The sequence below is a fragment of the Nonomuraea sp. NPDC005650 genome (assembly GCF_040605375.1).
Taxonomy (GTDB): Bacteria; Actinomycetota; Actinomycetes; order Streptosporangiales; family Streptosporangiaceae; genus Nonomuraea.
The window spans coordinates 16,923-41,515 of the sequence record NZ_JBEXCR010000036.1 but is presented as its reverse complement, the minus strand read 5'-3'; the positions used below and the strand labels follow the sequence as shown (position 1 = coordinate 41,515).

General features: G+C 66.7%; 20 protein-coding genes and 1 pseudogene. 11 read left to right on the top strand and 10 right to left on the bottom strand.

The genetic code is table 11. The annotated features are described in order from the left end of the window. Positions 1 to 66 precede the first annotated feature (66 nt). Positions 67 to 1,146: a DUF1295 domain-containing protein gene (locus ABZS69_RS46300; RefSeq protein WP_355384707.1), complete on the bottom strand. Its 1,080-nt coding sequence runs from the start codon at positions 1,144 to 1,146 to the stop codon at positions 67 to 69. 167 nt (positions 1,147 to 1,313) lie between these two features. Here ABZS69_RS46300 and ABZS69_RS46295 point away from each other — a divergent pair, with 167 nt between their 5' ends. Genes ABZS69_RS46295 through ABZS69_RS46280 form a run of 4 tightly spaced genes read left to right on the top strand, consistent with a single transcriptional unit; the run spans position 1,314 to position 6,767 of the window. Further along, positions 1,314 to 2,303 carry an NAD-dependent epimerase/dehydratase family protein gene (locus ABZS69_RS46295; RefSeq protein WP_355384704.1) on the top strand — a complete coding sequence of 330 codons (990 nt, stop codon included), beginning with the start codon at positions 1,314 to 1,316 and terminating at the stop codon, positions 2,301 to 2,303. Next, positions 2,273 to 3,697, top strand: coding sequence for a cytochrome P450 (locus ABZS69_RS46290; protein WP_355384701.1), 1,425 nt, complete (start codon positions 2,273 to 2,275; stop codon positions 3,695 to 3,697). The genes ABZS69_RS46295 and ABZS69_RS46290 overlap by 31 nt, the downstream gene beginning before the upstream one ends. Further along, positions 3,694 to 4,818: a Rieske 2Fe-2S domain-containing protein gene (locus ABZS69_RS46285; RefSeq protein ID WP_355384698.1), complete on the top strand. Its 1,125-nt coding sequence runs from the start codon at positions 3,694 to 3,696 to the stop codon at positions 4,816 to 4,818. The genes ABZS69_RS46290 and ABZS69_RS46285 overlap by 4 nt, the downstream gene beginning before the upstream one ends. Beyond that, positions 4,815 to 6,767: a prenyltransferase/squalene oxidase repeat-containing protein gene (locus tag ABZS69_RS46280; protein WP_355384695.1), complete on the top strand. Its 1,953-nt coding sequence runs from the start codon at positions 4,815 to 4,817 to the stop codon at positions 6,765 to 6,767. The genes ABZS69_RS46285 and ABZS69_RS46280 overlap by 4 nt, the downstream gene beginning before the upstream one ends. Here ABZS69_RS46280 and hpnE read toward each other — a convergent pair. From hpnE to hpnC, 3 genes are read right to left on the bottom strand one after another with little or no spacing between them, the layout of a single operon-like run. Further along, complete coding sequence (gene hpnE, locus ABZS69_RS46275; RefSeq protein ID WP_355384692.1) at positions 6,754 to 8,079, bottom strand: hydroxysqualene dehydroxylase HpnE; 1,326 nt, start codon at positions 8,077 to 8,079, stop codon at positions 6,754 to 6,756. The two genes, ABZS69_RS46280 and hpnE, sit on opposite strands and share 14 nt — an antisense overlap. Then, positions 8,076 to 8,957, bottom strand: a complete 882-nt coding sequence (locus ABZS69_RS46270; protein ID WP_355384689.1) for a squalene/phytoene synthase family protein — start codon at positions 8,955 to 8,957, stop codon at positions 8,076 to 8,078. The genes hpnE and ABZS69_RS46270 overlap by 4 nt, the downstream gene beginning before the upstream one ends. Then, on the bottom strand, positions 8,954 to 9,760 hold the full coding sequence (gene hpnC / locus ABZS69_RS46265; RefSeq protein WP_355384686.1) for a squalene synthase HpnC: 807 nt from the start codon (positions 9,758 to 9,760) through the stop codon (positions 8,954 to 8,956). The genes ABZS69_RS46270 and hpnC overlap by 4 nt, the downstream gene beginning before the upstream one ends. Before the next feature lie 132 nt (positions 9,761 to 9,892). Here hpnC and ABZS69_RS46260 point away from each other — a divergent pair, with 132 nt between their 5' ends. The 3 genes from ABZS69_RS46260 (at position 9,893) to istB (ending at position 13,761) form a co-directional block, all read left to right on the top strand. After that, positions 9,893 to 11,206 (top strand): FAD-dependent oxidoreductase, encoded by a 1,314-nt coding sequence (locus ABZS69_RS46260; RefSeq protein ID WP_355384683.1) that lies wholly within the window; start codon positions 9,893 to 9,895, stop codon positions 11,204 to 11,206. Between the two features lie 249 nt (positions 11,207 to 11,455). Further along, the gene (gene istA / locus ABZS69_RS46255; RefSeq protein WP_355384680.1) at positions 11,456 to 13,075 is read left to right on the top strand and encodes an IS21 family transposase; all 1,620 of its coding nucleotides are present in this window, start codon (positions 11,456 to 11,458) and stop codon (positions 13,073 to 13,075) included. A 20-nt stretch (positions 13,076 to 13,095) separates the two neighbouring features. Continuing rightward, a complete protein-coding gene (gene istB, locus ABZS69_RS46250) occupies positions 13,096 to 13,761 on the top strand; it encodes an IS21-like element helper ATPase IstB (RefSeq protein ID WP_355384677.1) in 666 nt (221 codons plus the stop codon). Positions 13,762 to 13,781: 20 nt separating this feature from the next. Here istB and ABZS69_RS46245 read toward each other — a convergent pair whose 3' ends face one another. The 4 genes from ABZS69_RS46245 to ABZS69_RS46230 are packed head-to-tail and all read right to left on the bottom strand — an operon-like array spanning position 13,782 to position 17,266. Continuing rightward, the gene (locus tag ABZS69_RS46245) at positions 13,782 to 14,249 is read right to left on the bottom strand and encodes a hypothetical protein (protein ID WP_355384674.1); all 468 of its coding nucleotides are present in this window, start codon (positions 14,247 to 14,249) and stop codon (positions 13,782 to 13,784) included. A gap of 11 nt (positions 14,250 to 14,260) precedes the next feature. After that, the gene (locus ABZS69_RS46240; RefSeq protein ID WP_355384671.1) at positions 14,261 to 15,892 is read right to left on the bottom strand and encodes an integrase; all 1,632 of its coding nucleotides are present in this window, start codon (positions 15,890 to 15,892) and stop codon (positions 14,261 to 14,263) included. A gap of 19 nt (positions 15,893 to 15,911) precedes the next feature. After that, positions 15,912 to 16,223, bottom strand: a complete 312-nt coding sequence (locus ABZS69_RS46235) for a helix-turn-helix transcriptional regulator (protein WP_355384668.1) — start codon at positions 16,221 to 16,223, stop codon at positions 15,912 to 15,914. Beyond that, entirely contained in the window at positions 16,220 to 17,266 is a 1,047-nt protein-coding gene (locus ABZS69_RS46230) for a tyrosine-type recombinase/integrase (protein WP_355384665.1), read from the bottom strand. Before ABZS69_RS46230 ends, ABZS69_RS46235 begins: the two co-directional genes overlap by 4 nt. Positions 17,267 to 17,429: 163 nt before the next feature. On the opposite strand from ABZS69_RS46230, the pseudogene ABZS69_RS46225 reads away from it, so the two are divergent. Together ABZS69_RS46225 and ABZS69_RS46220 are read left to right on the top strand one after the other, a co-directional pair. After that, a pseudogene (locus tag ABZS69_RS46225) lies at positions 17,430 to 17,579 on the top strand (ATP-binding protein); the annotation flags it as partial. Between the two features lie 279 nt (positions 17,580 to 17,858). Further along, positions 17,859 to 19,160, top strand: a complete 1,302-nt coding sequence (locus ABZS69_RS46220; RefSeq protein ID WP_355384662.1) for an MFS transporter — start codon at positions 17,859 to 17,861, stop codon at positions 19,158 to 19,160. A 286-nt stretch (positions 19,161 to 19,446) separates the two neighbouring features. On the opposite strand, the gene ABZS69_RS46215 is transcribed toward ABZS69_RS46220, so the two are convergent. Then, a complete protein-coding gene (locus tag ABZS69_RS46215) occupies positions 19,447 to 20,757 on the bottom strand; it encodes a wax ester/triacylglycerol synthase domain-containing protein (protein WP_355384660.1) in 1,311 nt (436 codons plus the stop codon). Between the two features lie 362 nt (positions 20,758 to 21,119). On the opposite strand from ABZS69_RS46215, the gene ABZS69_RS46210 reads away from it, so the two are divergent. Next, positions 21,120 to 21,359, top strand: coding sequence for an acyl carrier protein (locus ABZS69_RS46210; protein ID WP_355384657.1), 240 nt, complete (start codon positions 21,120 to 21,122; stop codon positions 21,357 to 21,359). Then, entirely contained in the window at positions 21,356 to 22,339 is a 984-nt protein-coding gene (locus ABZS69_RS46205) for a beta-ketoacyl-ACP synthase 3 (protein ID WP_355384654.1), read from the top strand. Before ABZS69_RS46210 ends, ABZS69_RS46205 begins: the two co-directional genes overlap by 4 nt. A 255-nt stretch (positions 22,340 to 22,594) precedes the next feature. Here ABZS69_RS46205 and ABZS69_RS46200 read toward each other — a convergent pair whose 3' ends face one another. After that, positions 22,595 to 24,376 carry a reverse transcriptase domain-containing protein gene (locus ABZS69_RS46200; RefSeq protein WP_355384651.1) on the bottom strand — a complete coding sequence of 594 codons (1,782 nt, stop codon included), beginning with the start codon at positions 24,374 to 24,376 and terminating at the stop codon, positions 22,595 to 22,597. Positions 24,377 to 24,593 lie beyond the last annotated feature (217 nt).

The following is a 24,593-nucleotide window of genomic DNA, read 5'->3' as shown; positions in this document are numbered from 1 at the left end:
CTTCTGATGGCGGTACGTGGCTGGGGCCGCGCCTTCGGCGTCGCTCAATAGAGGCTCAATAGCCGCTCAATAGACAAAGGGGATCATCCGGAATCGGGCGGTGCGGCAGTAGGACTCCCATGACGGCCCGTACTTGCTTCTGCATCGCCGGTCGTCGCGCCAGGCGCGGTGCACGAGCAGGACCGTCAGCCACAGGGGCAGCAGATAGGGGATCAGGGAACCGAATCCGCACAGGGCGGTCCAGCTGATGTACATCAGCAGTTCGCCCGTGTAGTTGAGTTTGCGGCCGATGCCCCAGAAGCCGGAGACCAGTAGTCCACCCTCCGTGAAGCGGGCTGGACGGCCCCAGATGCGTGCCGCGGGATCGTTCTTCGCGCGGTGTTTCTGGCTGTTGGCGCCGCGGAACAGCCAGAATCCGAAAAGGAACATGAGAGTGGTCGTCACCGCGGCCCACGCCGGTAGAGGTGTGAACGTGTCCACCAGGAACCAGCCGGGCAGGCTGTAGAAGAACGGGACCAGGACGTAGTCGCCCCACACGAGCATCCCGCCGAAGCGTTCGGCGATGATGTCCCAGGTGTAGAGCATCCCGCGCTCGAACTGGAAGTGGTTGATCAGGTACACCGCCCAGAACGCCTGGTACAGCACCATCCGGTCGGTGAGCGTGCCGTGTCGCTCGAACTGCGCGGCCGCGAAGGACAGATTCACCAGGAAGAGGCCCAGCAGGGAAGGCCGGTAGGAGAAGAACTTCAGATCGACGCCGGCCATGGTGGGGTTGAGTTCGATGCCCAAGAAGGCTTCGCGCAGGCGGGCTTTGGCGCCTGGCGGCGCGTACCCCCGTGTGCGCGTGCCACGTAGATACAACAGCAGGATGGCCGCCAGGGCGAACAGGTTGGCGGCCACGACCAGCGGCAGGAAATGCCGGTAAGGAAAGCTCAGCGCCTGCGGGTGGACGATGGCGGCAATCGCGGCGGCCGAGACCAAGACGATCAGCTGGGTCAGCCCGTTGAGCCGATAGCGGCGTCGCGTGCCGTCGGCGAGCGGTGCGCCCTCGGCTGTGCGGCCGGGCAGGGCCCGGGTCCCCAAGAACAAAACGGCCACGAACCCCACATAGCAGAGGGCTGACCATGCCAGTGCGATCCCGCTCACCACTCATCTCCGATCAGCAGAGTAACTATGAGTAATGTAATTACTACATAGAGTGAGATCACGGTCAAGAGAGACCGCGGCACTGGTTGACTAAGAGTAATTGTGCAGTAGCAGAAGGTAATTTATGCTGCTAGGGAGATGCCTGCCGAAGGATCCAGGGAAGTGCGATGATCTTGGTTACCGGTGGAACAGGACATCTAGGAGCGAATCTCGTAAGGCGGCTCCTGGCGGACCAGCTTGCTGTCCGGGTGTTATTGCGGCCCGGCAGCCGTAGCCCGGCCCTCGATGGGCTCCCCGTCGAGCGGATGGAAGGCGATCTCCGTGACCCGGACGCGATCGCAAAGGCCGTGTCCGGCTGCGAGCGGATCTATCACTGCGCCGCACAGATCTCCACGCGAGCGGGCAGGGAACGGGAACTGTTCGACTGCAACGTGCTGGGCACCGCCAATCTCCTGCGGGCCGCACGGCAGACGAGCGTCCAGCGGGTCGTCGTGACGGGTTCGCTCAGCGCGGTGGGGCACGACCCGGACCGCCCGAGCCACGAAGGGATGCCGTTCTACCCCTTCGGCCGTGTCCTGCCCTACTCGCATACCAAGGCGCTGGCCGAGCACGAGTGCCTCAAGGCGGTCATCGCCGGGCTGGAAGTGGTGATCGCCGTATCCACCGCCATCATCGGCCCGTATGACTTCGGCCCCTCACGGCTCGGCGGAACGCTGCTGGACTTCGCCCGTGGCCGGCTGCGCGCCTGCATACCGGGCGGATTCGAGTTCGTGAACGTCAGCGACCTCGTCGAGGGCCATCTCCTGGCCATGCGGCAGGGCCGGACAGGTCATCGCTACATCTTCTCGACGCAGTTCCTCACCGTCGATGAACTGCTCGGCGTGTGCAGCCGGACCCTGGGGAATACCCCCACACGTCCCTTGCGCATTCCAGGATCGCTGATGGCCACGGTCGCGACCATGGCCGACCCCGTGGTGCGGCATCTGCGTCCCGGCGCGCCGCAGCGCTTCACACCGGCCGCCGTCCGTTTTCTGCGGATGCGACGAAAGGCTGACATCACCAAGGCCCGTCAGGAGCTCGGCTACCGGCCGACGAGCATCGCGGAGGCGGTGGCGGAGGCGTACGCGTGTTTCCGGCGCAGGGGATTGCTGAGGTAGAAATGAGCGCACACCCACCCGCCCACCCGCGCCCTCCCCGGCTTCCCGGCGGGATGCCGTGGATAGGACACGCGCGGCAGTTCGGCCGTGACCCGGTCGCGTTCCTGCGGCGGGGCCGGGAACTGGCCGGCGACATCTACTCCTTCACACTGCTCGGCCAGGAAGTGGTCTTCGTCTGTGGTCCCGCCGTCGCCGAGACCTTCTTCCGCGCCGACGAGGTCGTGCTCAGTCCCAAGCACGCCTACCGCTTCATGTCTCCGGTCTTCGGCGAGGGGATCGCCTATGACGCCGAGCCCGACATCATGGACGAGCAACTCGGCTTCGTCCGGCCCGCTCTGGCCTCCGCCCGCCTCCACCGATACGCCGAGCTCATGTCCGGGGAAGCGGAGGACTACTTCGATGGCTGGGGACATCAGGGCGAGGCCGACCTGGGCAAGGCCCTGAACGAGCTGACCGTCGCGATCGCCAGCCGATGCCTCATCGGTGAGGAGTTCCGGCAGCGGTTGAAAAGTGAGTTGCCCGGCCTCTACCAGGACCTGGAATCGGGCATCCGGCTCGCCGCACTGATCAATCCGTACCTGCCGCTGCCGGCCTTCCGCCGGCGCGATCGAGCCCGGCGCCGCATCGCGGACACCATCGGGCAGATCGTAGCCGAGCGCCGCCGCGACAGCGCAGGCTGCGAGGAGCGTGCGGACCTGTTGTCGGTGCTGATGAGCGCACGGTACACCAGTGGCGAACCGCTGCCGGACGAGACCATCGCGGGAGTGCTTCTTGCCTTGATCTTCGCTGGTCAGCACACCAGCGCCGTGCTGGCGGCCTGGACCGGGGTCCTGCTGCTGGAGCACCCCGAGCATCTGCCGCCGCTGATCGAAGAGATCGACACCCTGTTCAGCAACGACTCGACCATCGATCTACGGGCCCTGCAACGGCTGGAGCGACTGGAGCGCTGCGTCCGGGAGGCCGAACGGCTGCATCCTCCCCTCGTGTTGCTCATGCGCAAAGCCCTGCAGGCGATCGAGCTCGGTGGCCGGCGGGTGGACCCGGGCACGCTCGTCATGCTTTCTCCGGGCGTCTCCCACCGCCTGCCCAGCCTGTTTCGCGATCCCGACCGCTACGACCCCAGCCGGTACGGACCCGGGCGGGAGGAAGGAAAGAGCGCCTACTCTCTGATCGGCTTCGGCGGAGGCAAGCACCGCTGCATCGGGCTGGCCTTCGCCTACCAGCAGGTGAAGATCATCTGGGCGGTGCTGTTGCGCCGCTTCGAGCTGGAACTCGGCCAGAGCCCCAACCCAGCGGACTACTCCACGATGATCCCCGGCCCACGAGCACCGTGCCTGGTGCGCTATCGCAGCCGAGACCTCGCGTCCACCACCGCCGCCTTGGGAGAGCAGTGAGAGCCGAACAGTATCCGGATCGCCTGGGCGATCCGCCGACCTTCGCCGAAGCCCGTAACAAACGGCAGAAGGTACGCGCCGCCGGCCTGGATCCCGATTACTGGTATGCCGTCGAGTACGACGTGGCGGTCCGGCCCGGCCAGGTCGTGGAGGTCATGTTCTGGAACCGTTCGATCGCCCTCTACCGGGGTTCGGACGGGCAACTGCGCGCGCTGGAGAACCGCTGCGCCCACCGGCAGCTCAAGCTCTCCCTCGGAGAGGTCAACGACTGCCACCTGACCTGCACCTATCACGGCTGGACCTACGACGGCGACGGCCGCGTCGTGCACTACGCCCACGACCTGTTCGGACGTGCCGAGCCCGAGGTGCGAGTACGCAGTTACCCGGTGCGCAGCCGGTACGGCCTCATCTGGCTTTTCCCCGGTGATCCACGGCGCGCTGCCGAACGCGGCATTCCGGATATTCCCGAGATCGATCGGCCTCGCCCGTGGGCGCGGATGGACGCGGACTTCACCTGGCGCGCCCATCACTCGATGATCGTGGACAATGTTTGCGACTTCACCCACGCTTACCTGCATCGCAAGAAGCGACCGTTCTGGGACGCCCGGCTCTCTTATCACGAGATGCGCGGCGACCAGGTCTTCCTCGGCTACGACACCCTGATCGGCGGTGGCCGGGTGTCCGGGCTGTTCGTGGACCGGCGTAGAGGTGACACCACATCGATCGACCTGTGCTTCGACTATCCGTACCAGCGATCCGACACAGGCGGCATCATCAAGCACTGGTGCTTCCTCTTGCCCATCGACCGGATGACGACCCGCGCCTTCTTCATCTTCTACTTCGACGCCTTCAAGATCCCCTTGACCCCGTTCCGCTTCCCGCGCTGGGCGATGGGCCCGATGATGAAGCTCGGGCTGGCCTTCTCCGTCCGACCGCTGCTCCTTGAGGACGGCGCCGCCGTCGAGGCCGAGCAATCCGGCTACGAACGCAACTTCGCCGCCCCCATCGTCGATCTCAATCCCGCCGTGCACCTGTTCCAAGATCTGACCGTGCACAAATGGGAGGAATACCTGCAACGGACCCGCCAGCCGTCTCCCCGTACACGGGTCGCCTCCACATGACCGCCGAAGCCCACGAACGCGCCCTGCGCCACCTGCTGGGCCTGCAGCACGCCGACGGCTGCTGGGAGGGCGAGATGGTGTGGAACACCATGATCCTGTCGCAGTACGTCATCGTCCGGCATATCGTCGGCGCACCCATCCCGGCCGACGAACGCGACGAGATGATCCTGCACTATCGCGTGACCCGGACCATCGAGGGCGGCTGGGCCATGCACCCGGAATCCGGCCCGTACGTGTACTTCACGGCGCTCGCCTACGTGGCGCTGCGCCTGCTCGGCGTGCCCCCCGACGACCCCCTTCTCGTTCCGGCGCGCCGGTGGCTGCGCCTGCAGCCCGGCGGTGTGCTCGCGATACCCACCTGGGGCAGGTTCTGGCTGGCGCTGCTGGGCCTGTACACCTACGAGGCCGTCAACCCGTTTCCTCCGGAACTCTTCTTGCTCCCCCGCTGGCTCAGCGTGCACCCTGATCGGCTCTATTGCCACACCCGCAACATCTACCAGGCCATTGCCTACCTGTACGGCCGCCGCTTCCGCGTCGACCTGGGAGACCTGGGCGTCCTGCTGCGGGCCGAACTCTACGGCGACCAAGGCAAGACCTCCACGGACGCCACCGCCCACCGCCACACCTTGAGCCCCACCGACGTGCATGTTCCCCCGTCCGCCCCACTACGCGCCCTCTACCGCCTCGCCCGTGCCTGGGAGCGGACGGTTCCCCCGCGCATCCGCCGCAGAGCGCTGGACCGGTGCCTGCGACGCGTGCGAGACGAGCAGCGCGCCAGCGGCCACCAGGGGCTGTCACCGGTGAACGGCCTGCTGAACTGCCTGGCCCTCTTCTCTCACAACCCCGCCGACCCCCATCTGGCCGACGGGCTGGCCGGGGTGGAGTACTGGCGCTGGCGTGACGCCCGAAACGGCATCCGTTACTGCGGCGCGCGGTCGCACTCCTGGGACACCGCGTTCGCGCTGGAGGCCCTGACGGCCGGGCCCGGTACGAACCATCCGCAGGTCGCGGCCGCAGTCGGCAGCGCGCTCGGTTTTCTGCTCGACGCGCAGGTGACGGAGCCGTTGCCCGCCCCGGTCCCCCAAGGGCGATCCCCGGTGATCGGGGGCTGGTGCTTCTCCGAGGGCCGGCACCGCTGGCCGGTCAGCGACTGCACGGCGGAGGCGGCGGCGGCGCTGGTGCAGTCCGCGGCATACGGCCTACCCATCCCACCGCAGCGATTGGAGCTGGCGGCCGAGTTCATTCTCGCCAGGCAGAACGCCGACGGCAGCTTCGGCACCTATGAGGCCCGGCGGGCACCGCTGGCGCTGGAGGCGCTCAACCCTTCCGAGATGTACTCCAACTGCATGGTCGAGGGCTCCTACATCGAGTGCACCGGCTCGGCACTGTGCGCGCTCACCCGGCTGACACCCTTCGGCGACGACCTCCTGCGCCGGCGCATCCGCGACGCCGTCCTTCGCGGCACGCGCTTCCTGCGCCGCAGCCAACTACCTGACGGCGCCTTCCCCGCGGCCTGGGGCGTGCACCACATCTATGGCACCTTCATGGCGGTACGCGGCCTGCGCGCCGCAGGGTTCGGACCCGCCGCTCCCGAGCTACGGCGAGCGGCCGCCTGGCTGTCCGCCGCCCAGCAGCCTGACGGCGGTTGGGGCGAACACTACTCGGGTTGCCTCGAACGGCGTTATGTGGCCCTTTCGCACAGCGAGCCCGTGATGACGGCGTGGGCCGTCCTGGCCTTGCTGGACTGCGGCGCACCCGACAAGGAAGCACTCCAGACCGGCGTCCGCTGGCTGCACCAGCACCAGGAACAGGACGGCTCATGGCGGCAGAAGGCGGTCACCGGGGTCTTCTTCGGCACGGCCATGCTGCACTACCGGCTCTATGCCAGCTACTTCCCCACCTGGGCGTTGGGCCGTTACCTTCAGTCACTCGACATCAGCGGCCCATGAGCAGGGCCTCGGCGGCGGCCCGCCCGCTGCGTACAGCGCTTTCCATGGTGGCCGGCCAGCCTGTGTCGGTCCACGCGCCGGCCAGGAAAACACGCGGCGAGTTGGTTCGTGGGCCCGGCCGCAGCGCGCCGGTCCCTGGGGCGGGCAGGAACGTGGCCGCCCGCTCCTTGGTCACGAAAAAGTCCACCAAGCGGGCCTGGCCCGCCGCAGGGAGGAGCTCGCTCACCGCATGGGGGAACACCCGCTGAAAGTCCGCCACCCGCCAGTCCACCATGTCATCGGCCGCAGACAGGGACACCACGAGATATTGCCCTCCACATCCGGCCGCGGCGGTCCGGTCGAAAATCCACTGCACCGGCGTGCCGACTCCAGCGGCGAACTCCAGCTCCGTGACGGGACGGTCATAGAGCAGATGGACGTTGACGATGGGGGAGGCACCCAGCCGGAGGAACCGCCGCAGGTCGACGACTGCGGCGGCGGGCACCAGTTTGACGGCGGCGTCATGCGGGACGGCCAGCACCAGCGCGTCGCCCCCCGCTGTGCCACCTCCGGCGCAGGTGACCTCGACGCTCCCATCGCCCAGGGCGAGAGCGGTCACGCGTGCGCGGCGCCGAACCCGCACGCCGGCCTCCGCAAGCGCGGCGGAAGCCGCATCGTCGTGGATCTCCCCCAAAGGCACCCGGGCATATCCGATGTCGGCCGCGTCAGGGGCCGACAGCAGACCGGTGCTGAACACCTTGGCGGCCAGTGCGAGCGATGCCTGGTCCGCGGTGGCGTTGAGTGTCGCTCTGCCGATCAACTCCCAGAGCCCTTCGATCGCGGCTACGGACTGGCCCCGTTCGGTCAGCCACTCTTTCAGGCTTCGCCCGTCCACCATCGGGTCGCGAAGGTCCAGCCGGCGTATGGCCAGCACCGCACGCGCGGCCGACAGCCGCTCGCGGGCCGGTATGTGACAGTAGAGCGCCAGCGCACGAGCCAGGTGCAAGGGAACCGGCAGCCAGTCCCGATACAGCGTTCCCTGAACGCCTCCGGGACGCAGCACCCGGATCGACAGGCGTCGCTGGATCACGACCTTGCCGGCGGCGCCGATCCGGTCGAGCAGACGCTGGTACTCCGAGCAACAGCGCAGGAAGACATGCTGGCCGTTGTCAACCATCAGGCCGTTCCGCCGGTAGGAGCTCGCCGCTCCTCCCAGCCGTGCGCGGGCCTCGAGCAATTCGACGTAGACGCCATGGTCGGCGAGCGCGAGTGCAGCGGTGATCCCGGCCAGCCCTCCGCCCACCACCAGCACCCGTTCCGGCTTCCTGGTCATGGAGCCTCCCTCCGGCATGGGATGGTTCGCGCCGGCCCTAGCAGCGCCCGTACGGCTACGCCGGCCTTGGCCGTCGTGGGCAGGCTCGCTCTGCGTTCCAGCACGGCAAAGGGATCTCGGGTGATGCGACGCAGCAGTGCACGATAGATGCCGGTCATGGCACTCACACAGGCGGCCTCCCGGTAACCGAGCATGGGCAGCAGCCTCAGCCCTTCGTCAATCAGCGCATGCGCACGGTCGCTCTGGAAGCGCACCAGGTCGGCGAAAGCCGCCGTTGCCACCGGCGGATGACCCTCACAGCCGAACCTGGCCACCTCTTGGGTGGGTAGGTAAAGGCGGTGCATCAGCGCGTCCTCCCTGATGTCACGCACGACGTTCGTCAGTTGTAGGCCGACACCGAGGGTGTCGCCGAGGTAGTCCGCCAGCGGCCGGTCGCGCGCTCCAAAGACCGCCACCGACAGCCTGCCGATGCTTCCGGCGACGCAGCGGCAGTAGAGTGCAAGCTCTGGCCAGGTCTCATAGCGTGTGCCGCGGACGTCCATCTCCACACCGTCGATCAGGTCCGCGAAGGCATCCAGTGGAAGCGAGAAGCTGTCCGCAGCGTCGGCCAGCGCGAGCAAAACCTGCTCGTCCTCCGTCTCCAACCGGCCCATCTGAGCACGGATGTGCTCAAGCTGCGCCAGCTTCCGCGTCGGCGGCAATGGGCCGTCAGCGATATCGTCGATACGCCGGGCCATGGCGTAGATCGCGCACATCGCCTGGCGTTTACGCGACGGCAGCAGGCGGATTCCGTAGGCGAAGTTGCGGGCGTGCTGCCACGTCGTCCGCTCACAATAGGCGTAGGCGGCGGTCAGATCACGCGCTCGGCCGATCGTCATTCGCGTCTTCGGCTCCAGGTGTGGATGAACGCCCGCGCGAGATCGAGCCGCGTAGGCGAAGTGGGATGGGCCAGGACGTCGTAGCCGGCCCGCCGGATGGCGGCAAGCGCGGCGTATCCGCCTGCGATGTAGCCGGCTATCGCCGCCGCTTTACGCCTGGGCATGGTGTTGATCAACGGACGCCCCGCTTGGAGGAGCCGGTCGGCGCGCTCGCACTCGAATGCGATCAGGTGCCGCAGGCGGCCTCCTGCGGCGGGGCGGGCGAGGTCGTCTTCTGCGCACCCGAACCGGGACAGGTCCTCCTGGGGAAGGTAGACGCGCCCGCGTGCGTAGTCCTCGGCCACGTCTTGGAGATGCTCGATGATCTGGAGGGCGCTGCAGATCCGGTCCGCCAAGCCGATCCGCACGGGGGTTGCGGCCTGGAAGGCATGGAGCACGAGATGACCGATGGGGTTGGCTGACAGCCTGCAGTATCCGAGCAGGTCATCGAAGGTGTCGTATCGGGTCACGTGCTGGTCTTGCCGATTGGCCTCGATCAGGGTCAGCAACAGACGCTTCGGCACGCCGAGCTCTCGCACCGACTGCTGCAGCGGCTTCAGCAATGGGTGGCGAGGCCGGTGGAGGTACATTCTTTGGACATCGTGCTCCAGTGCGCTCAGGGCCGCGAGCCGGTCCCCGTCGTAGTCATCGCCTATATCGTCGACCAGTCGGGCGAATCCGTAGAAGGCCAGCAGATGACGGCGGCAGTCCGCCGGCAAGAGCCACAGAGCGACAGGGAAGTTCTCGTGGCCGGCCTTGGCCATGACGGCTACTGAGTCGGTACTCCCAAGCACGCTCAACTACCCCCTGATGGCAAGCGTCTGGTCAGCGAACCACCATCTGACTACGATAAGTAATCATACAACTCCGGAGAGTGTTTGAGGAGGGGTGGCGGAGTGGCCCTGAACAAGCCTCACGGCGACATCGTCATCGTCGGCGCAGGTCCCGCCGGGTGCGCCACCGCCCTCGCGCTCGCCCACCAAGGAGCGTGCGTCCTGATGATCGAGTCCGACGAGCGCCCCTCACAACGGTTGGCAGGCGAGTGGCTGCACCCTCCCGGCGTGAAGATCCTGCACCAACTCGGCGTGGACCTGTCGGCGACAGGGTGCGTCCCCGGCTCAGGTTTCGTGGTCTTTCCTGACGATGGAAGCCCGGCCATCACGCTTCCCTACGCGCACGGCGGCACCGGGCTGAGCTTCGCCCATTCCGCTCTCGTCCAGGCCCTGCGCGAGACGGTCGCAGCACACCCGCGGATCACCTTGTCCGCAGACAAGCACGTCACCGCAGTAGACCATGGCACGGTCACCTATACCGATCGCCGAACACAGCAGGTGGGGCAGGTCAGCGCGGAAGCGATCATCGGCGCGGACGGGCGCTCCTCGCGACTGCGTCAAGCCTTCACCGGCACGGCCGGCTCCAAGCGGCTCTCCCGTATGGTCGGCGTCTGCATGGACGCGCAGTTGCCGCACGAAGGATACGGACACATCTTCCTGGGCGGCCCCGGCCCTATCCTGGCCTACCGGCTCAACGAACGGACCGTCCGGCTGTGCGTCGACATTCCGCTCACCGCTCGCCCCACGAACCTGGCCGACTACATCGACCGGCGCTATGCGATGGCGCTTCCTCCCCACCTCTCCCACGCGCTGGCGGGCCAACTGAACCGAGGCGCGTTAACCTGGGCGGCCAACCAATTCCAAGCTCGCCTCCGCTACACGCAGGGCCCGTACGCCCTGGTCGGCGACGCGGTCGGGCACTTCCATCCCATGACGGCCGCAGGACTGACGTTGGCGCTCATGGACGGAGAGTGCCTGGCCAGGTCGGCTTCATGGGCCGCCTACGAACGTGAGAGAGCCAGTCGCAGTCGCGTCCCGGAGATGCTGGCCAACGCGCTCTACACCGTATTCACCTCCGATGGCCCGGCTGACCGCGCACTTCGGCACGCGGTGTACGAGCTGTGGCGCCGCGATCCCATCGAACGGGACCGAACCATGCGGCTGCTCTCCACCGAGGAGACGCACCGCGGACAGTTCACCGCAGCATTCCTTCACGTCGCCGGTGTCGCCGTGAGCCGGCTCGCCCGGCAAGCTCTGGTGGACCGGCAGGTAGGCAACGTTTTCCACACAGTTCGCGAACTGGCCGAATGGCTGCCCTGGCTGGGCGGGCTCACCGACAGGGGTTGGCCTGCGTCACTTCCCGGCCGCGGTCGATAGTCCCACCGGCACGGAGCCGCCATGGAATGCCACAACGCGACAGGTCACGAAGGGGCGCCATCACATAGTCAACTTGGCAGCTCGCGGCCCGCAGCACTTGCCGTGAGTATGTGGGCGAGTTCCAGCAACGGTTGTCGTTCAGCGCGGGCAACACCGGGAGTTCGTGGGGAACGGTGTTGATGAGTTCCAGCAACAGTCAGGGGCTTGCGGTGGGAGCATGAGGTTGCTCCATACCGCTGGAGGCCGCCGATGGCGTCGAAGTCGAGGTCTGATCTGTACGCGGCGATCCGCCGTGACCATCGTGCCGGGCTGGGCAAGCGTGCTCTAATGCGCAAGTACGGGGTGGGACACCCCACGGTCCAGAAGGCGTTGGAGTCCGCGTGGCCACAGCCGCGGAAGAAGCTCCCGCCCCGGGCGACCCGGCTCGATCCGTTCAAGTCGCTGGTGGACGAGATGCTGCGGGCGGACCTGGACGCCCCGCGCAAGCAGCGGCACACCGCCAAGCGTGTCTTTGATCGTCTGGTCGATGAGCATCATGCGGACGGGATCTCCTACGGCATCGTCCGGGCCTATGTTGCGGTACGCCGGGGCGAGATCCGGGCCGAAGCCGGACGCGGCAGCGCGGAGGTGTTCGTGCCGCAGTCCCATCATCCGGGGCAGGAAGCCGAGGTCGACTTCGGGGACGTCACTGTTCACCTGGCCGGGCAGACTCTGGTCTGCAGCCTGTTCAGCCTGCGCTTGTCGTACTCCGGCAAGGCGGTGCACCGCGTCTTCGCCACCAGCGGGCAGGAGGCGTTCTCAGAGGGGCACGTCCACGCCTTCAGCGTGCTGGGCGGGGTGCCCCGGGGCAAGGTCCGCTACGACAACTTGAAGGCCGCGGTCGCCAAGGTGATCGGGTTCGCCCGGGAACGCAAGGAGAGTGCACGGTGGCTCGCCTTCCGTGAGCACTATGGCGTTGACACTTTCTACTGCCGCCCCGGCCTGGTCGGCGCCCACGAGAAGGGTGGGGTCGAGGGTGACATCGGCCGCTTCCGCCGCAACCACTTCGTCCCCGTCCCGGAGGTCGGCTCGCTGGCTGAGCTGAACACGCTGGTCGAGCGGTGGGACGAGGAGGACGAGGCCCGCCGGATCCGGATGCGACCGCGTACGGTCGGTGAGTATTTCGCCATCGAACAGCCGCTGTTGGCGCCGCTGCCCACCGAGCCGTTCGACGCCGGACAAGTCATCGAGACCCGGGTGGACCGGCACAGCCGCGTCTGGGCCCGCGCCGGTTTTTACTCGGCGCCGGCCCGCTACATCGAGCGCAGGGTCCGCATCGTGCTGCATGCCAACGAGTTGGCCATCTACGACGGCGCCACCGAGATCGCCCGCCACGAGCGGCTGGTCGCCAAGGCCGGCGAGCGTCTCGAACTCGACCACTACCTGGAGACGCTGCTGCGCAAGCCGGGCGCCCTGCCCGGGGCGACCGCGCTGGAACAGGCCCGCCAAGCGGGCCGGTTCACCCCGATCCACGACGCGTGGTGGTCCGCTGCCCGCAAGGCCCGCGGGGATAAGGAAGGCACGAAGGCCCTGATCGAAGTGCTGCTATTGCACCGTCGCATCCCGCACGAGCACCTGGTAGCAGGGCTCGCCGCATCCTTACGGGTGGGAGCACTGACCGCAGACGCCGTCGCCCTGGAGGCCCGCAAGGCCGCCGAATCCGACGATGACTCCACCCCGGTTCAGCCCCAAGAGCCTTCTTCCGTGGCCTCGTTGACGCAGCGCCGTCTCGCGCACCTTCCGCCCGATCTTCGGCCGTTGCCCTCGCCGGCCGTCTATGACCAGCTGCTGCACCGTCGTCCCGTCGCACCGAAGGAGTCGCTGCCGTGAGTACTCCCAGCCGTCACCGGATGAGCGAGCAGGCGGCGGAGACCGCCGTGGTCGGCGCCTGCCGCATGCTGCGGCTGCCCACCATCCGCGCGAAGTTCCCCGACCTGGCCGAGCAGGCGTCCCGCGAGCAGATGTCCTACCTCACCTTCCTCGCCGAGCTGTTGCTGGCCGAGTGCGACGACAGGGCCCGGCGTCGCTCTGAGCGCCGGATCAAGGCCGCTGCGTTCCCGAGGCAGAAGTCGGTCAGGGAATTCGACTTCGACGCCAACCCCAACATCGACCCCGCCGTGATCCACACCCTGGCCACCTCCGAGTGGGTGAAGAAGGCACAGCCCCTCTGCCTGATCGGCGATTCCGGCACCGGCAAGTCGCACCTACTGATCGCGCTGGGAACCGAGGCCGCGATGGCCGGCTTCCGGGTGAAGTACACCCTGGCGACCAAGCTCGTGAACGAGCTGGTCGAAGCAGCGGATGAGAAGCAGCTGAGCAAGACCATCGCCCGCTACGGACGCGTCGATCTTTTGTGCATTGATGAGCTGGGCTACATGGAACTCGACCGTCATGGCGCCGAGTTGATGTTCCAGGTACTGACCGAACGGGAGGAGAACAAGGCCATCGCCATCGCCTCCAACGAGTCCTTCGGCAAAGCGCACATGTTCGAGCCAACATGTGTGTGGTTCGGCTGAAACTTCACACGTTGGAGCAGCTATTCGGGCTGGGACGGGAGAGCAGTGTGGTTGCGCCATGCGGTCCGGAGGGCTTCGAGTTCGAGCCGAGGGAATGGCGCTCCCCACTTTCCGTGGTATCCGCTTTCGTCATAGCGTCGCGCGACGTCGTCGAAGCAGCGGATGACGGCTCGGGCCAGGGTGTCAATCGTTTGCCAGCTGGACCAGATCTCGCTGCCGGCGTTGTTGTGACGGCGGCCATCGGGCAACTGAAGCAGTCGCACCCAGACGTCGTTGCCCCCTCGATAGAAGATCCAGCGAAACGCTGTCGGCTCGGCTTCGAACTGGGCCTGTGTCTGCTCTTCGCCGAGCACCAGCCGGGCCGTCGCGGTCAGGAGTTCCTCAGGAGCCGCGGTGATATAGGAGGCGGTGACCTCCGCCTCGGCCTGGTCGTCAGCAACGGTGCAGTCGGCCCATCCAGATCCCGCCAGCGTCCAGCGCAATGACATCCGTGTCATGGTCATCCCTGCTCTGGTTGCGCCGCCAGACGGCCTTCGTCGATGTGGTCCGCGAGATAGATCATGACGCCTTCGGGATTCATCCCGAAGGCTGCGGCGACGAGTTTGGCGTCCATGGTGTTGACCAGATCGATCAGGCGGGTAGAGCGGAGCATCCGCGGGGAGATGCCGGACGGGTCCAGGACGTGGCTGACATAAGCGACCGAGGCTGGGCTCCGGCCCGCTTTGGTGCCCTTGGTGACCATCAGATGCGGGTTACTGGTGTGCTGAGTCTCGCGGTGCGCCGCGCACCGCTGCACGGTGCTCCAGCTGGCCGGATCCAGGGGCACGAGGTGGGGGCGGTGCCCGAGACGGATGGCGCGGTTGGCGGGATCGATGTCGTCCAGGCGCAGGTGGCGGACCTCGCTGCTGGAGGCGCCGTGCAGCAGGGCGAGGATTCCCAGCAGAGCCTCGTGCGGGTGGACAGCAGGATCGGTGATCCATCTCTGGAAGAGGTGTCGCTGCTGGTCGAGGGTGAGGGTCTGGCCGATGAAGCCCTTGGCCGCCTTCGCCGACAGTCCGCTGGTGGGGTCGATCAGGATCATCTTGTGGCTCTTGGCGAAGCGGAAGAACTGGCGGGCGATCTGCAGCCGCCGGGGCCGGTTCTTGGGCTGAGCGGCCAGGAACGTCTCGATGTCGTGCACGTCGACCAGGGCCCAGTCCTGCTTCCCTCGTGCGCTGACGTGCTGGGCCAGATCGCGCAGGGTGGACAGCTTGATGTCCAGGGTGACGTCGGCGCGGGGCAGCGTCCCGGCCCGGCGCGCGCGCTCGCGGGAGCGCAGCAGGAAGGTGTTGAAGGCCTCCGCCGCGGGCCGCAGCGGCTCGGGGACGGCGGCGATCCGGCGGCGACGGCGGCCGGAGGCCAGCCGTTCGGCGTGATCGGTGGCCAGCGCCAGACCGCGTTCGACGAAGAAGATCTCCAGCCCTCGGGCCAAGGGCCCCATCGAGCGGCCGGGCAAGCGAGCCCGCTCCAGCAGGGCTTGGGGATAGTTGGGATGTTCGTCGTCCAGCAGCCGTCCCAGCTGGCCGATCAGGACGCAGGCCCGGGCCGGAGAGTGACCGGCGGCCAGGTGGCCGATGAGGTCGCCGAGCCAGGGCGGCGGGTCGGCCAGCCGGGCGATGAGGTTCTCGCCGGCGACGAAGGGCCGTTCGGGGCGGCGCTGCCAGCAGGCCGAGCACAGGCCGTGTCCGGCATGCGGGCGCAGCTGGCCGCAGTCAGCGCAGACGCGCGGCGGGTCCTTCGCCTGGCGAGGACGTGAACAGGTCCCGCACCAGCCGGTGGATTGGCGCAGATAGCCCGGGCGGCCGCAGCGCGGGCACGGTTGCTGCGCCGCCCGCTGCCGAGCCTTGCGGGTGCAGTCCCGGCACAGCGTCGCCTCCGGCGAGCGGACGGGATGCCCGCACTCGGTGCAGACGCGTGAGCACGTGATGCACCGGCCGGTGTCGGCCTGCAGCACCCGTTGCTTACCGCAGCCCGGGCAGGACGCCTTGGCGGCCGCTTCGTTGAGCCGCCTGAAGCAGCGGCAGCAGTGCAGGCGGCCGATGATGCCGACCGGGCCGCCGCAATTCACACAGTCGCGTTGCCGTTGACCCATCGCCGTCCTCCCGCTCAGGTCACAGTGGCGGCATAGAACGGCCGCCGCTGGTGGCGGCCTTGGGCTCGGTCGCCGGCTGCGGCGGGCGGGCGGGCTGCTCGACGGGGGTGGTGTCCACCTCGAACAGATCATTGGGGCTGCACTCCAGCGCCGTGCACAACGCGACCAGAGTGGACAGCTTGACCTGCGTGGGTTCCTTGGTCAGCAGCGCCGAGACCGAGGCCGCCGACAGCTCCAGCCCGGCCTTGTCGGCCAGCAGCCGCCGCAGTTGGGCGCCGGTCCACACCTCACGCTGCGCGGCGGCCATCCGCAGTTTCCACCGGATCTTCATGCGGTCGGGTCTCCCTGTCCGGTCAGCTCGCCCAGGGCGCTGGTCACCGCCCGGCGATAGGCGTCTTCGATGAAGGTGGCCGACGGCCGGACATAGCGCATCGTCGAGCTCACCGTCCAATGCCCGAGTAGTTGCTGGATGGCCACCAGGTCCACGCCGCGCTCATAGTTGTGGGTGGCACACGCCCGGCGCAACGCATGCGGGCTGAACCACTCGCTCTGCGGCCGCCCCTCCAACTGCATGAGATAGCGCAGCCGGTTCCGGATGGTGCCGCGATGCAGCGCCCCGCCGGACTCATCGGCGAACAGCACCGGCGAGTCGGGGAAGCGGCCACGCACGTCATTGAGGAACCAGCGCAGCAGCAGATCCAGCCCGTCCAGCATCGGCACCCATCGGGGCCGCGGCCCGGAGGTGCGGGCGCCCTTGCCGAAACGGACATGCAACTTCCCGAAGGGGCCCCGGTTGAAGTGCACATCCGGCCGATCCAGCAGCGCGGCCTCCTCCGAGCGCAACCCGGCGTGATACAGGGTGCGAAACAGCGCATAATCCCGCGCCGCCGGGCCGTACTTGCGGGCGGTGGCGATGCGGTCCTTGAGGAAGTCGAAGAAGCCGTTGACCCGCTCCGGCGTCGGCGGCGGCAGCTCGGCCGGTGAGTCGTCGCCGACATGCCGGGAGGCGTTGAACTCATCCACCGGGCAGACCAGCCGCACCCCGAACGCGGCTTCGATCTCAGCGGCCTTACGCACCTGCAGAAACCGGTGAAAGCCCTTGAAGATCTGCACATACTCGCGCCGCGTCGAGGCGGCGCGACCGGCTACCACCAGGTCGCCGACCACCCGGTCGATGTCCTCGGGAGTGACCTCCCAAGCTGGACGACCGAGAGCGGCCAACGTCCGCTCCAGCAGCCCGGTGTCGTTCTCGATGGTCACCGGGCTGAACCCGCGAGCGGCCCACGAGGCCACGAACGCCTCGACGCACTGCGCCTGATACTCCATCGGATCGCTGACCAACGGCCCGGGCGGGAGCGCCCCGCCCTCCAGCACCCGCAAACGAGACCGCGCCACCGGCACACCTTCCTCACACCGGAAGAATGAAGGCAGCACCTAACATACGCCTCTCACGCCTCACGAATCAGGGAAACCAGAAAGAACCCAGAAACCCCAGCTAGCAGCCGAGATCCTCTGTCGGGAACATGTGCCACCCCCAAATGGCTGGACGAAGACCTTCACCGATCCCAGGCTCTGCACCGCGATCGTCGACCGGCTCACCTTCAACGGCACCATCATCGAGACCGGCACCGACTCCTACCGACTCGCCCACACCCAGAGCAAGGCCGGGCGGTCAGCCGATACCTGACCGCAGGGGGCACCGACGGCCTTCATCTGCGCATCTCGGACGACTCCCTGTGCGAGCTGCCCGTTGCGAACGGACCATCGTTGCGGAGGAGGGGTGTCCGAGGTGACAATGCATGGAGGTGCCGGGTGGCCATCCCGGCGAAGTGTTGGAGGCGCTGCTTGTGAACACCGCATCGCGGTGCGCCTCGCTGTGCGCGCCAGACGCTGACCACTTCGCTTCGCCCACCGGCTGACCTGCTTCGTTCGCGGTGGGCGCTTCCCCTCATGGGAGACCACCGTAGTGCCCGAAGACTTTGGGACGGTTGATCGCCGTCCTCTGACAACGGTTCTTGCCGCCAACCTCCTTTCGATCACTGGGAATTGCCTCACATACATGGGCGTGCCGTGGTTCGTGCTGCAGAGCACGGGCAGCGCCGCCAAGGCCGGGATCGTCGCGTTCTGCACACTGCTGCCCGCGGTACTCGCTGCGCTCGTCACCGGTCCGGTCATCGACCGGATCGGGCGACGGAGGATGAGTGTCGCCTCGGATCTCGCCTGCGGAGTCGCAGTTGCGGCGATCCCGCTGCTGCAGTTCGCCGGCGTCCTGCGTTTCTGGATGCTGTGCGTGCTCATGGCGGTGACAGGGCTGTTCCGTTCGCCGGGTGAAACTGCGCGCAGCGTGCTGTTGCCCACGCTCGCCGAACGCGCCGGAATGCCGCTGACCAGGGCTGCCGGGTTGTACGACGGTGCGGCACGCTGTGCGGCGCTGACTGGATCGGCTCTCGGAGGTGTGCTGATCGCCGTACTCGGAGCCGAGAACGTCCTGTGGGTGGATGCCGCGACCTTCGCTGTCTCCGCGCCGCTGTTCGCGTTCGGGGTGCGCGGCCTGCCCGAGGCACAAGCCCAGCGGCGGGTCGAACCGACATCGTTGCGTGCCTACCGTCGTGAACTCGCGGAAGGCTATCGCTTCCTGGCAGCCACTCCGTTGCTGCTGGCTCTGTGCCTGATGACGCTGGTCACCAGGGGCCTCGACCAAGCATGGAGCGCCGTGCTCCTCCCCGTGGATGCCCGTGTGGAGCTTGATGGTTCCATCGATCTCGGTCTGTTGAACGCGGCGTTCGGGGTGTGTGCACTCGCGGGGGCGCTGGTCTTTGGGGCGGTGGGCAGCCGCTTTCGGCGGTGGCCAGTGTTCGCGATCGCCTTTCTCATCGGGGGCCTGCCGCGCTTCGTGGTCGCCGCCTTCACCGACACCTTCGCGCCGCTGGCCGTGATCATGGCGGCTGAGGGTCTCGCCTTCGGTGTACTCAACCCCATCATGGCCACAGTGACGTATGAGACGGTGCCGGAGGAACTGCGCAGCCGCGTGTTGAGTGCGACGACGGCCTCGGTCCAGCTGGTCACTCCGATGGGCGGACTGGCTGCGGGCTTCCTCGTGGATTCGGCTGGCCTGCCCTGCACGCTGCTGACAGTTGGCGGTGTGTATCTGCTCGCCACGCTGTGCCCGTTGATCTTCCCGGTCTGGAGGCAGATGGACAGTACTGGCTCTCCCCACGACAGGGCGGAGGGCTCGCCGCCGCGTGTCTCGGGATCGAAGCAGGTGTAGAGGCGCGGGCCGCTTGTGCCTGGGCTGTCTTCCACCTGCGGACCCACGCCCGGAGCTGCCCAGCCGCCGCGACGATTGACAAGACAGAACGGGCGGCATCGTAGTCATGATGCCGCCCGTTCCGTCGGCGCGTCAGCAGCACTTTCGTCGGTGCTCCCGCCGCCCCGGCGGTGTTGCTGAAACTCACCGACATTCCAGACGCCCACCCCACCCCGTCGTTGCTGGAACTCACCGACAGGCGTTGCTGAACGTCATCGACATACTCACTTGCCGGCTACAGCCTGCTTCAAGGGCGTCGCGTCGTCGTCTCCACCATGGTGGTCAAGGTATGCAGCTCGGCGATGGCTTCCTGCCAGAGACCGCCCAGGCGGGCGGGATCGGTTAGCGGGTCGCGCAGCAGGGCGGCGTCGGCTATCAGGGTGGCGGTGGCCATGGAGCCGTGCTGGAGAATGGCGGCGATCAGACGATGTTGTTTTCCGATGGGAGGAACGAATCTCAGGGAGCCTACGGGCGCCCCTACAACAGTCAGACCAGTGCTGATGCGAATGGTGGTGATAGCGGTGGCGAGGTACGCCGGGTCCGTGCAGCGGACTGCCAGGCGTCGCGTGAGCACGTGGGGCAGATGACGGATGGCCTTCTGGCCGCGCAGGCGGTGACGAAGGGTGCGTGCCGGATGGATCTCGCCGAGGACATGATGCAGTCGCCGCATGGCCGACGGCTCGTGGCAGGGGAGAGTGATCGGCAACAGGCCAACCCAATTGCCCAGAGCATTCACCTGAGTCGCCGGGCGTAGGTTGAGGGGCAGGATGACTCCCAGGCCGCGCCGGTTGCGGCGATCGAGCGGGTCCTGCCAGTCGTGAGGGGTCCACTGGCGTAGTGCGCCGCTGAGCGCGGCCAGACAGACCTGGTTGACGCTGGCTCTCACGGCGAGTGCCGTGGCAGCGAGCCGAGCGGTGTCCAAGTCGACGGCATGGACGATGAAGCGCCCGGTGCCAGGTTGCTTATTGGGGGTCCAGTTGGCGGTGCGCCGCATGGGCAGACCCCAGTCCGTGAGGGATCGCGGTAGTGCGCCGACGAGGGGCGTGGACGGTGCGGCGACCCGTGAGACGTGAAAGTCGGCGGCGGAAGGGGGCACAGGCGCGGGCATCCGCCGACGACCGAACAGGGCCTCCACGGCATGGGCTATGGACAATCCGTCCTGGAACATATGGTGGGCGCGGTAACAGAGCGTGTACTCATTCGGCGAATAGCCGTGCAGGACGGTCAGGCTCCACTGCGGTCGCCCTGGATCCAGCGAGGGCAGATCCAGCGCGGCCATCGGAAGGTCGGCACCGGGTTCCACCCGGTGCGCGTCGACATGAGACCCGGGGTCAAAGCCGGAGTCGGGCCGCCAGCACGACCGGTCGTCGTCGAGCCGGTAGCCCAGAGCGGGGACGCGTTCAACGCGGCCGCCGACGTAGTCACGCAGCACCGCCGGTGTCGGCGGTCGGCCCGGAACCGTCAGCAGGACGCCGACGTGCAGCTGCGCGTTCCTCTGATCGGCGCCTCGCATAATGAAGTCGTCCAGCGCGGTCAGGGGAACGGAGGCGAAGGCCATGAGCACCTCATCGTGGCTGCGGCATGGGGCCTGTATCGGGCTCGGTTGATTAATCCAGCCGGGCAAGCGCCTGCCGGCGAAAAGATCAGAGCACATCCATATTAGCACTTTAAGTAATCATGCAATTACCAATTGCGACAGAGGGGCGCCGCCTGGCGACTATCGGCTCGCCGCTTGGGCTGACGGTCAGTCATCGACTTGTCGGACCTGCTGCACCGCAAAGGAGGCCAAACTGCGAGTTCCGGTTCGATTCTTCCCCGAGGCAGACGCGACCGATACAACTACCTAGCGTTACAGCAATACTGCGAACAGTGCTGATGGGTGGTAGACACCAAGGTCACGGCAACCGTAAGGAGCTGACGATGAACGAGGTGTCTGAGCGGGTCATGACCATGCTGGCCGGACGCGCCGAAGCGCCCTCGAGCGCCTGCGACGCCGCGTCCACGCTCGAGGAGGTAGGGCTGGACTCGCTGGACGTGGTCACACTCATCCTCGATATCAACCGCGAGTTCCAAACCACACTGGACGAGAACGAACTGAACACCGCGACGACGATCGCCGAACTCGTCGGCCTCGTGTCAGATGCGACCGAGGCCCGGTGACAACGCTGGGCAGTACGCTCCTTGGACTGGGAACCTACCGGCCCGTCCGGATCGTCCCCAATCGCGAGATCGCCGACCGGCTGGGGACGACCGAGGAGTGGATCACCCGCCGTACCGGCATTCAGGAGCGGCGCTGGGCCAACGACAAGGAAAGTGTCGCGATGATGGGCACCGCAGCGGCGGAAGAGGCAATAGCCGCCGCCGCCATCCCCGCCGCGAGCATCGACTGCATAATCGTCGCCACGATCAGCAGCCTTCGTCAGACCCCAGCCGTAGCACCCGAAATAGCCCACCTCCTGGGGGCGAATGGCACCCAAGCCTTCGACATCAACACTGCCTGCGCGGGCTTTTGCAGCGGCATCGCACTGGCGGACTCATTGGTGCGAAGCAGAACCGCCCAGTACGTGCTGGTCATCGGAGCCGAGCGGATGACCGACATCACAGATCCTGACGACCATCAGCTCGCCCCCCTGTTCGCCGACGGCGCCGGAGCCGCGGTCGTGGGGCCCTGCGCCGACGACGGCATCGGCCCAGTAGTCTGGGGCTCCCAGGGGAGCCTGCGCCAGGTCGTGCAACAGGCCGACCCGTGGCCGTCCGCCCGCGGCGAGCAGGCCGCAGCCCTGGTTCACACCCTACGCATGCAGGGCACGAGCCTGTTCCAATGGGTGCTCAACACCGTGCCGGAGATCGCATGTCAGGCCACAGCCGCCGCTGGTCTGACTCTCACCGACATTGATGTATTCGTCCCTCACCAGGCCAACCTCCGCATCACCCAGGAACTGATCCACCGCCTCGATCTGCGTGACGACGTCATCGTCGCCGCGACCATCACCGACCACGGCAACACCTCAGGTGCCTCCATTCCACAAGCGCTCACAGCTCTTCATCGAGAGGGCCGGCTCCACCCGGGATCCCGGGCCCTTCTGCTCGGTTTCGGAGCCGGCTTGTCGTACGCAGCCCAAGTCGTTCGACTGCCCTGACCATCACGCCTGCCGAAACCTCGCTCGTGCAGCTCTCGAGCCAACTGCTACGCCGAACGCTGGGTCCGCACCGTACGAGCCGAATGCACCGACCGCATGCTGATCTACAACGAGCGGCACCTTCGATCAGTCCTGAACGAGTACACCGACCAGCGAGGTAGGCCGTCCGGCGAGGTGCCAGCGTACTGGTCCTTTTCCGGACGGCCCCCTCCCGAACCCGCCGTGCCCGTTTCCGAGCAACGGGCTCTCCAGTGATTACTGCGTGGTTGTCGCGGTGGGGTGTCGTCCATGGATGGTGTCGTGGCAGGTGGCGCATACGATGAGGGTTTTTCGTCGCCGTTTTGCCATGGTTTCCATCCATGGGGGCTGTGGCCTTCCCGGTTTGGTGAGGTCTGCGATTTTCCGGACCTGGTGTACTTGCGCCTCGCCTTGATGATCGCAGGATTCGCATCGTCCGGTCAGGAGCCGGTTGATTAGTTCCTTATGCCGGATGATGCCCGGGACCGGTTTGCGGTCCACCAGTACCGCGTTTCTTTTCTTTTTCAGTGGCTGTCCACCGAACCGTGCGACCAGAGGTTTCCTGCCGTCGCGTTCAACACGGGCCTCAAAGCAGGTACGGGTCCCGTCGGGTGTATCGATCTTGGCCTTGTAGCGGGCCGCCATCTTCGACACCGTCGAGGCGTGATTGCAGGCCAGCGTTTTCAGCAGTGCGGTTTCCATGACCCACCGCACCCGGCTCAGTTTGTAAACATCGCCGGCCAGCAAGTAGTAGTTGACCAGACCTCGGTATTCGGCCCCGAAGGTGTTGACGATGGTGTGGTCATTCTCGTTCACCAGTTGGGACCGGTGCGCGGGTTTACCGCCTTTGAGGTAGGGGCTGGTCTTGGCCTTGATCACCGCCGTGGGCACTTTCAACGCGATACCGCCGTTGATCGACCGCTTACCACGGGTGGTTTTGCGATCGGCGTGCTGGACGGTGACGTCGTAGCCGAGGAAGCGCGCTGCGCCTGTTCGGGCGTGCGTGATCAGGGTTTTGTCCGCGGACAGTTCCAGTCGGAGTTCATCGCGCAGGAACTGGGTGAGGCGGGCTTTGATCTGCTCGGCCTCGGCTTTGGGGCCGGTGAACCCGAGGATCTGGTCGTCTGCGTAGCGGCAGTAGCGCAGCCGCCGGTAGCCGGGATCGTCAGGATCCCCGCTGGGCAGACAACGCTGCTGCTTGCGCAGCTGGCGCAGGGCGGCGCGGTCACCGCGGCGGCGGGCCCGTGCCATCTCACGCGCGACCTGTGTGTAGGCACGGTTGTGTGCTCTGCGTTTTCCCCGGGTGTGTTCTGGTATAAGAGTTGTTTCGACGAACTTGTCCAACCGGTCCAAATAGATATTGGAGAGGATGGGCGATACGACACCGCCTTGTGGCGCGCCGCTGAGCGTTGCATTCCATGCCCAGTCCTCCAGGTATCCGGCTTGCAGCATCTGTTTGATGAGCCGGAGGAACCGGTTATCGTGGATTTTCTCCGCCAGCAGCGAGAGCAGGACTTGATGGTCCAGGCTTCCGAAGCAGTCGGCGATGTCCAACTCGATGAACCAGGTCGTGCCGGTCCAGGTTTCTGCCACCTCGCTGAGTGCGGTATGGCATCCCCGGCCGGAACGGAAACCATGGGACCGGTCGGAAAAATGCGGCTCGTAATACGCCTCCAATAGTAGGCGGATCACTTCGCCGACGAGTTTGTCCGACCAGGATGGTAGTCCGAGCGGTCTTTTCTTCCCATTCTTCTTGGGAATGTAGACTCGCTTTGCCGGCCGGAACCGGTAGCGCTCATGGCGCAGCGCACCGATGATGCGACCGATCTTGGCCTCGGACAGGCCGTCCACGGTTTCCCCGTCGACCCCAGGCGTCATGGCTCCCTGGTTGGAGTACAGACGTCCGTAGGCCAGCAGATATAGCTGCGGGTTGAACAGTTGACGGTACAGCTCATCGCACGGCAGGCCACGCCTACCGCGTTCACGCAAGACATTCAGCACCGTTTCGGCGTTCTGCATTGCGCATACCTTCCGGTCTCCGAATGTCCATCACCTGACCTCCTTCGCCCTGTGGACGGCATTCCCGTCCCCCTTGGCAGGTCGTTACCCCTGCGACTACTACGAGGTCTCCGTCGAACCTTAGGGCTCGCGCCCCTTAGGTGATCCCATGTTCATCCTTGTTGCACGTATCGAGCGTGATTTAGGCGCCCCATTCATCTCCTTGAATTCCCTCATT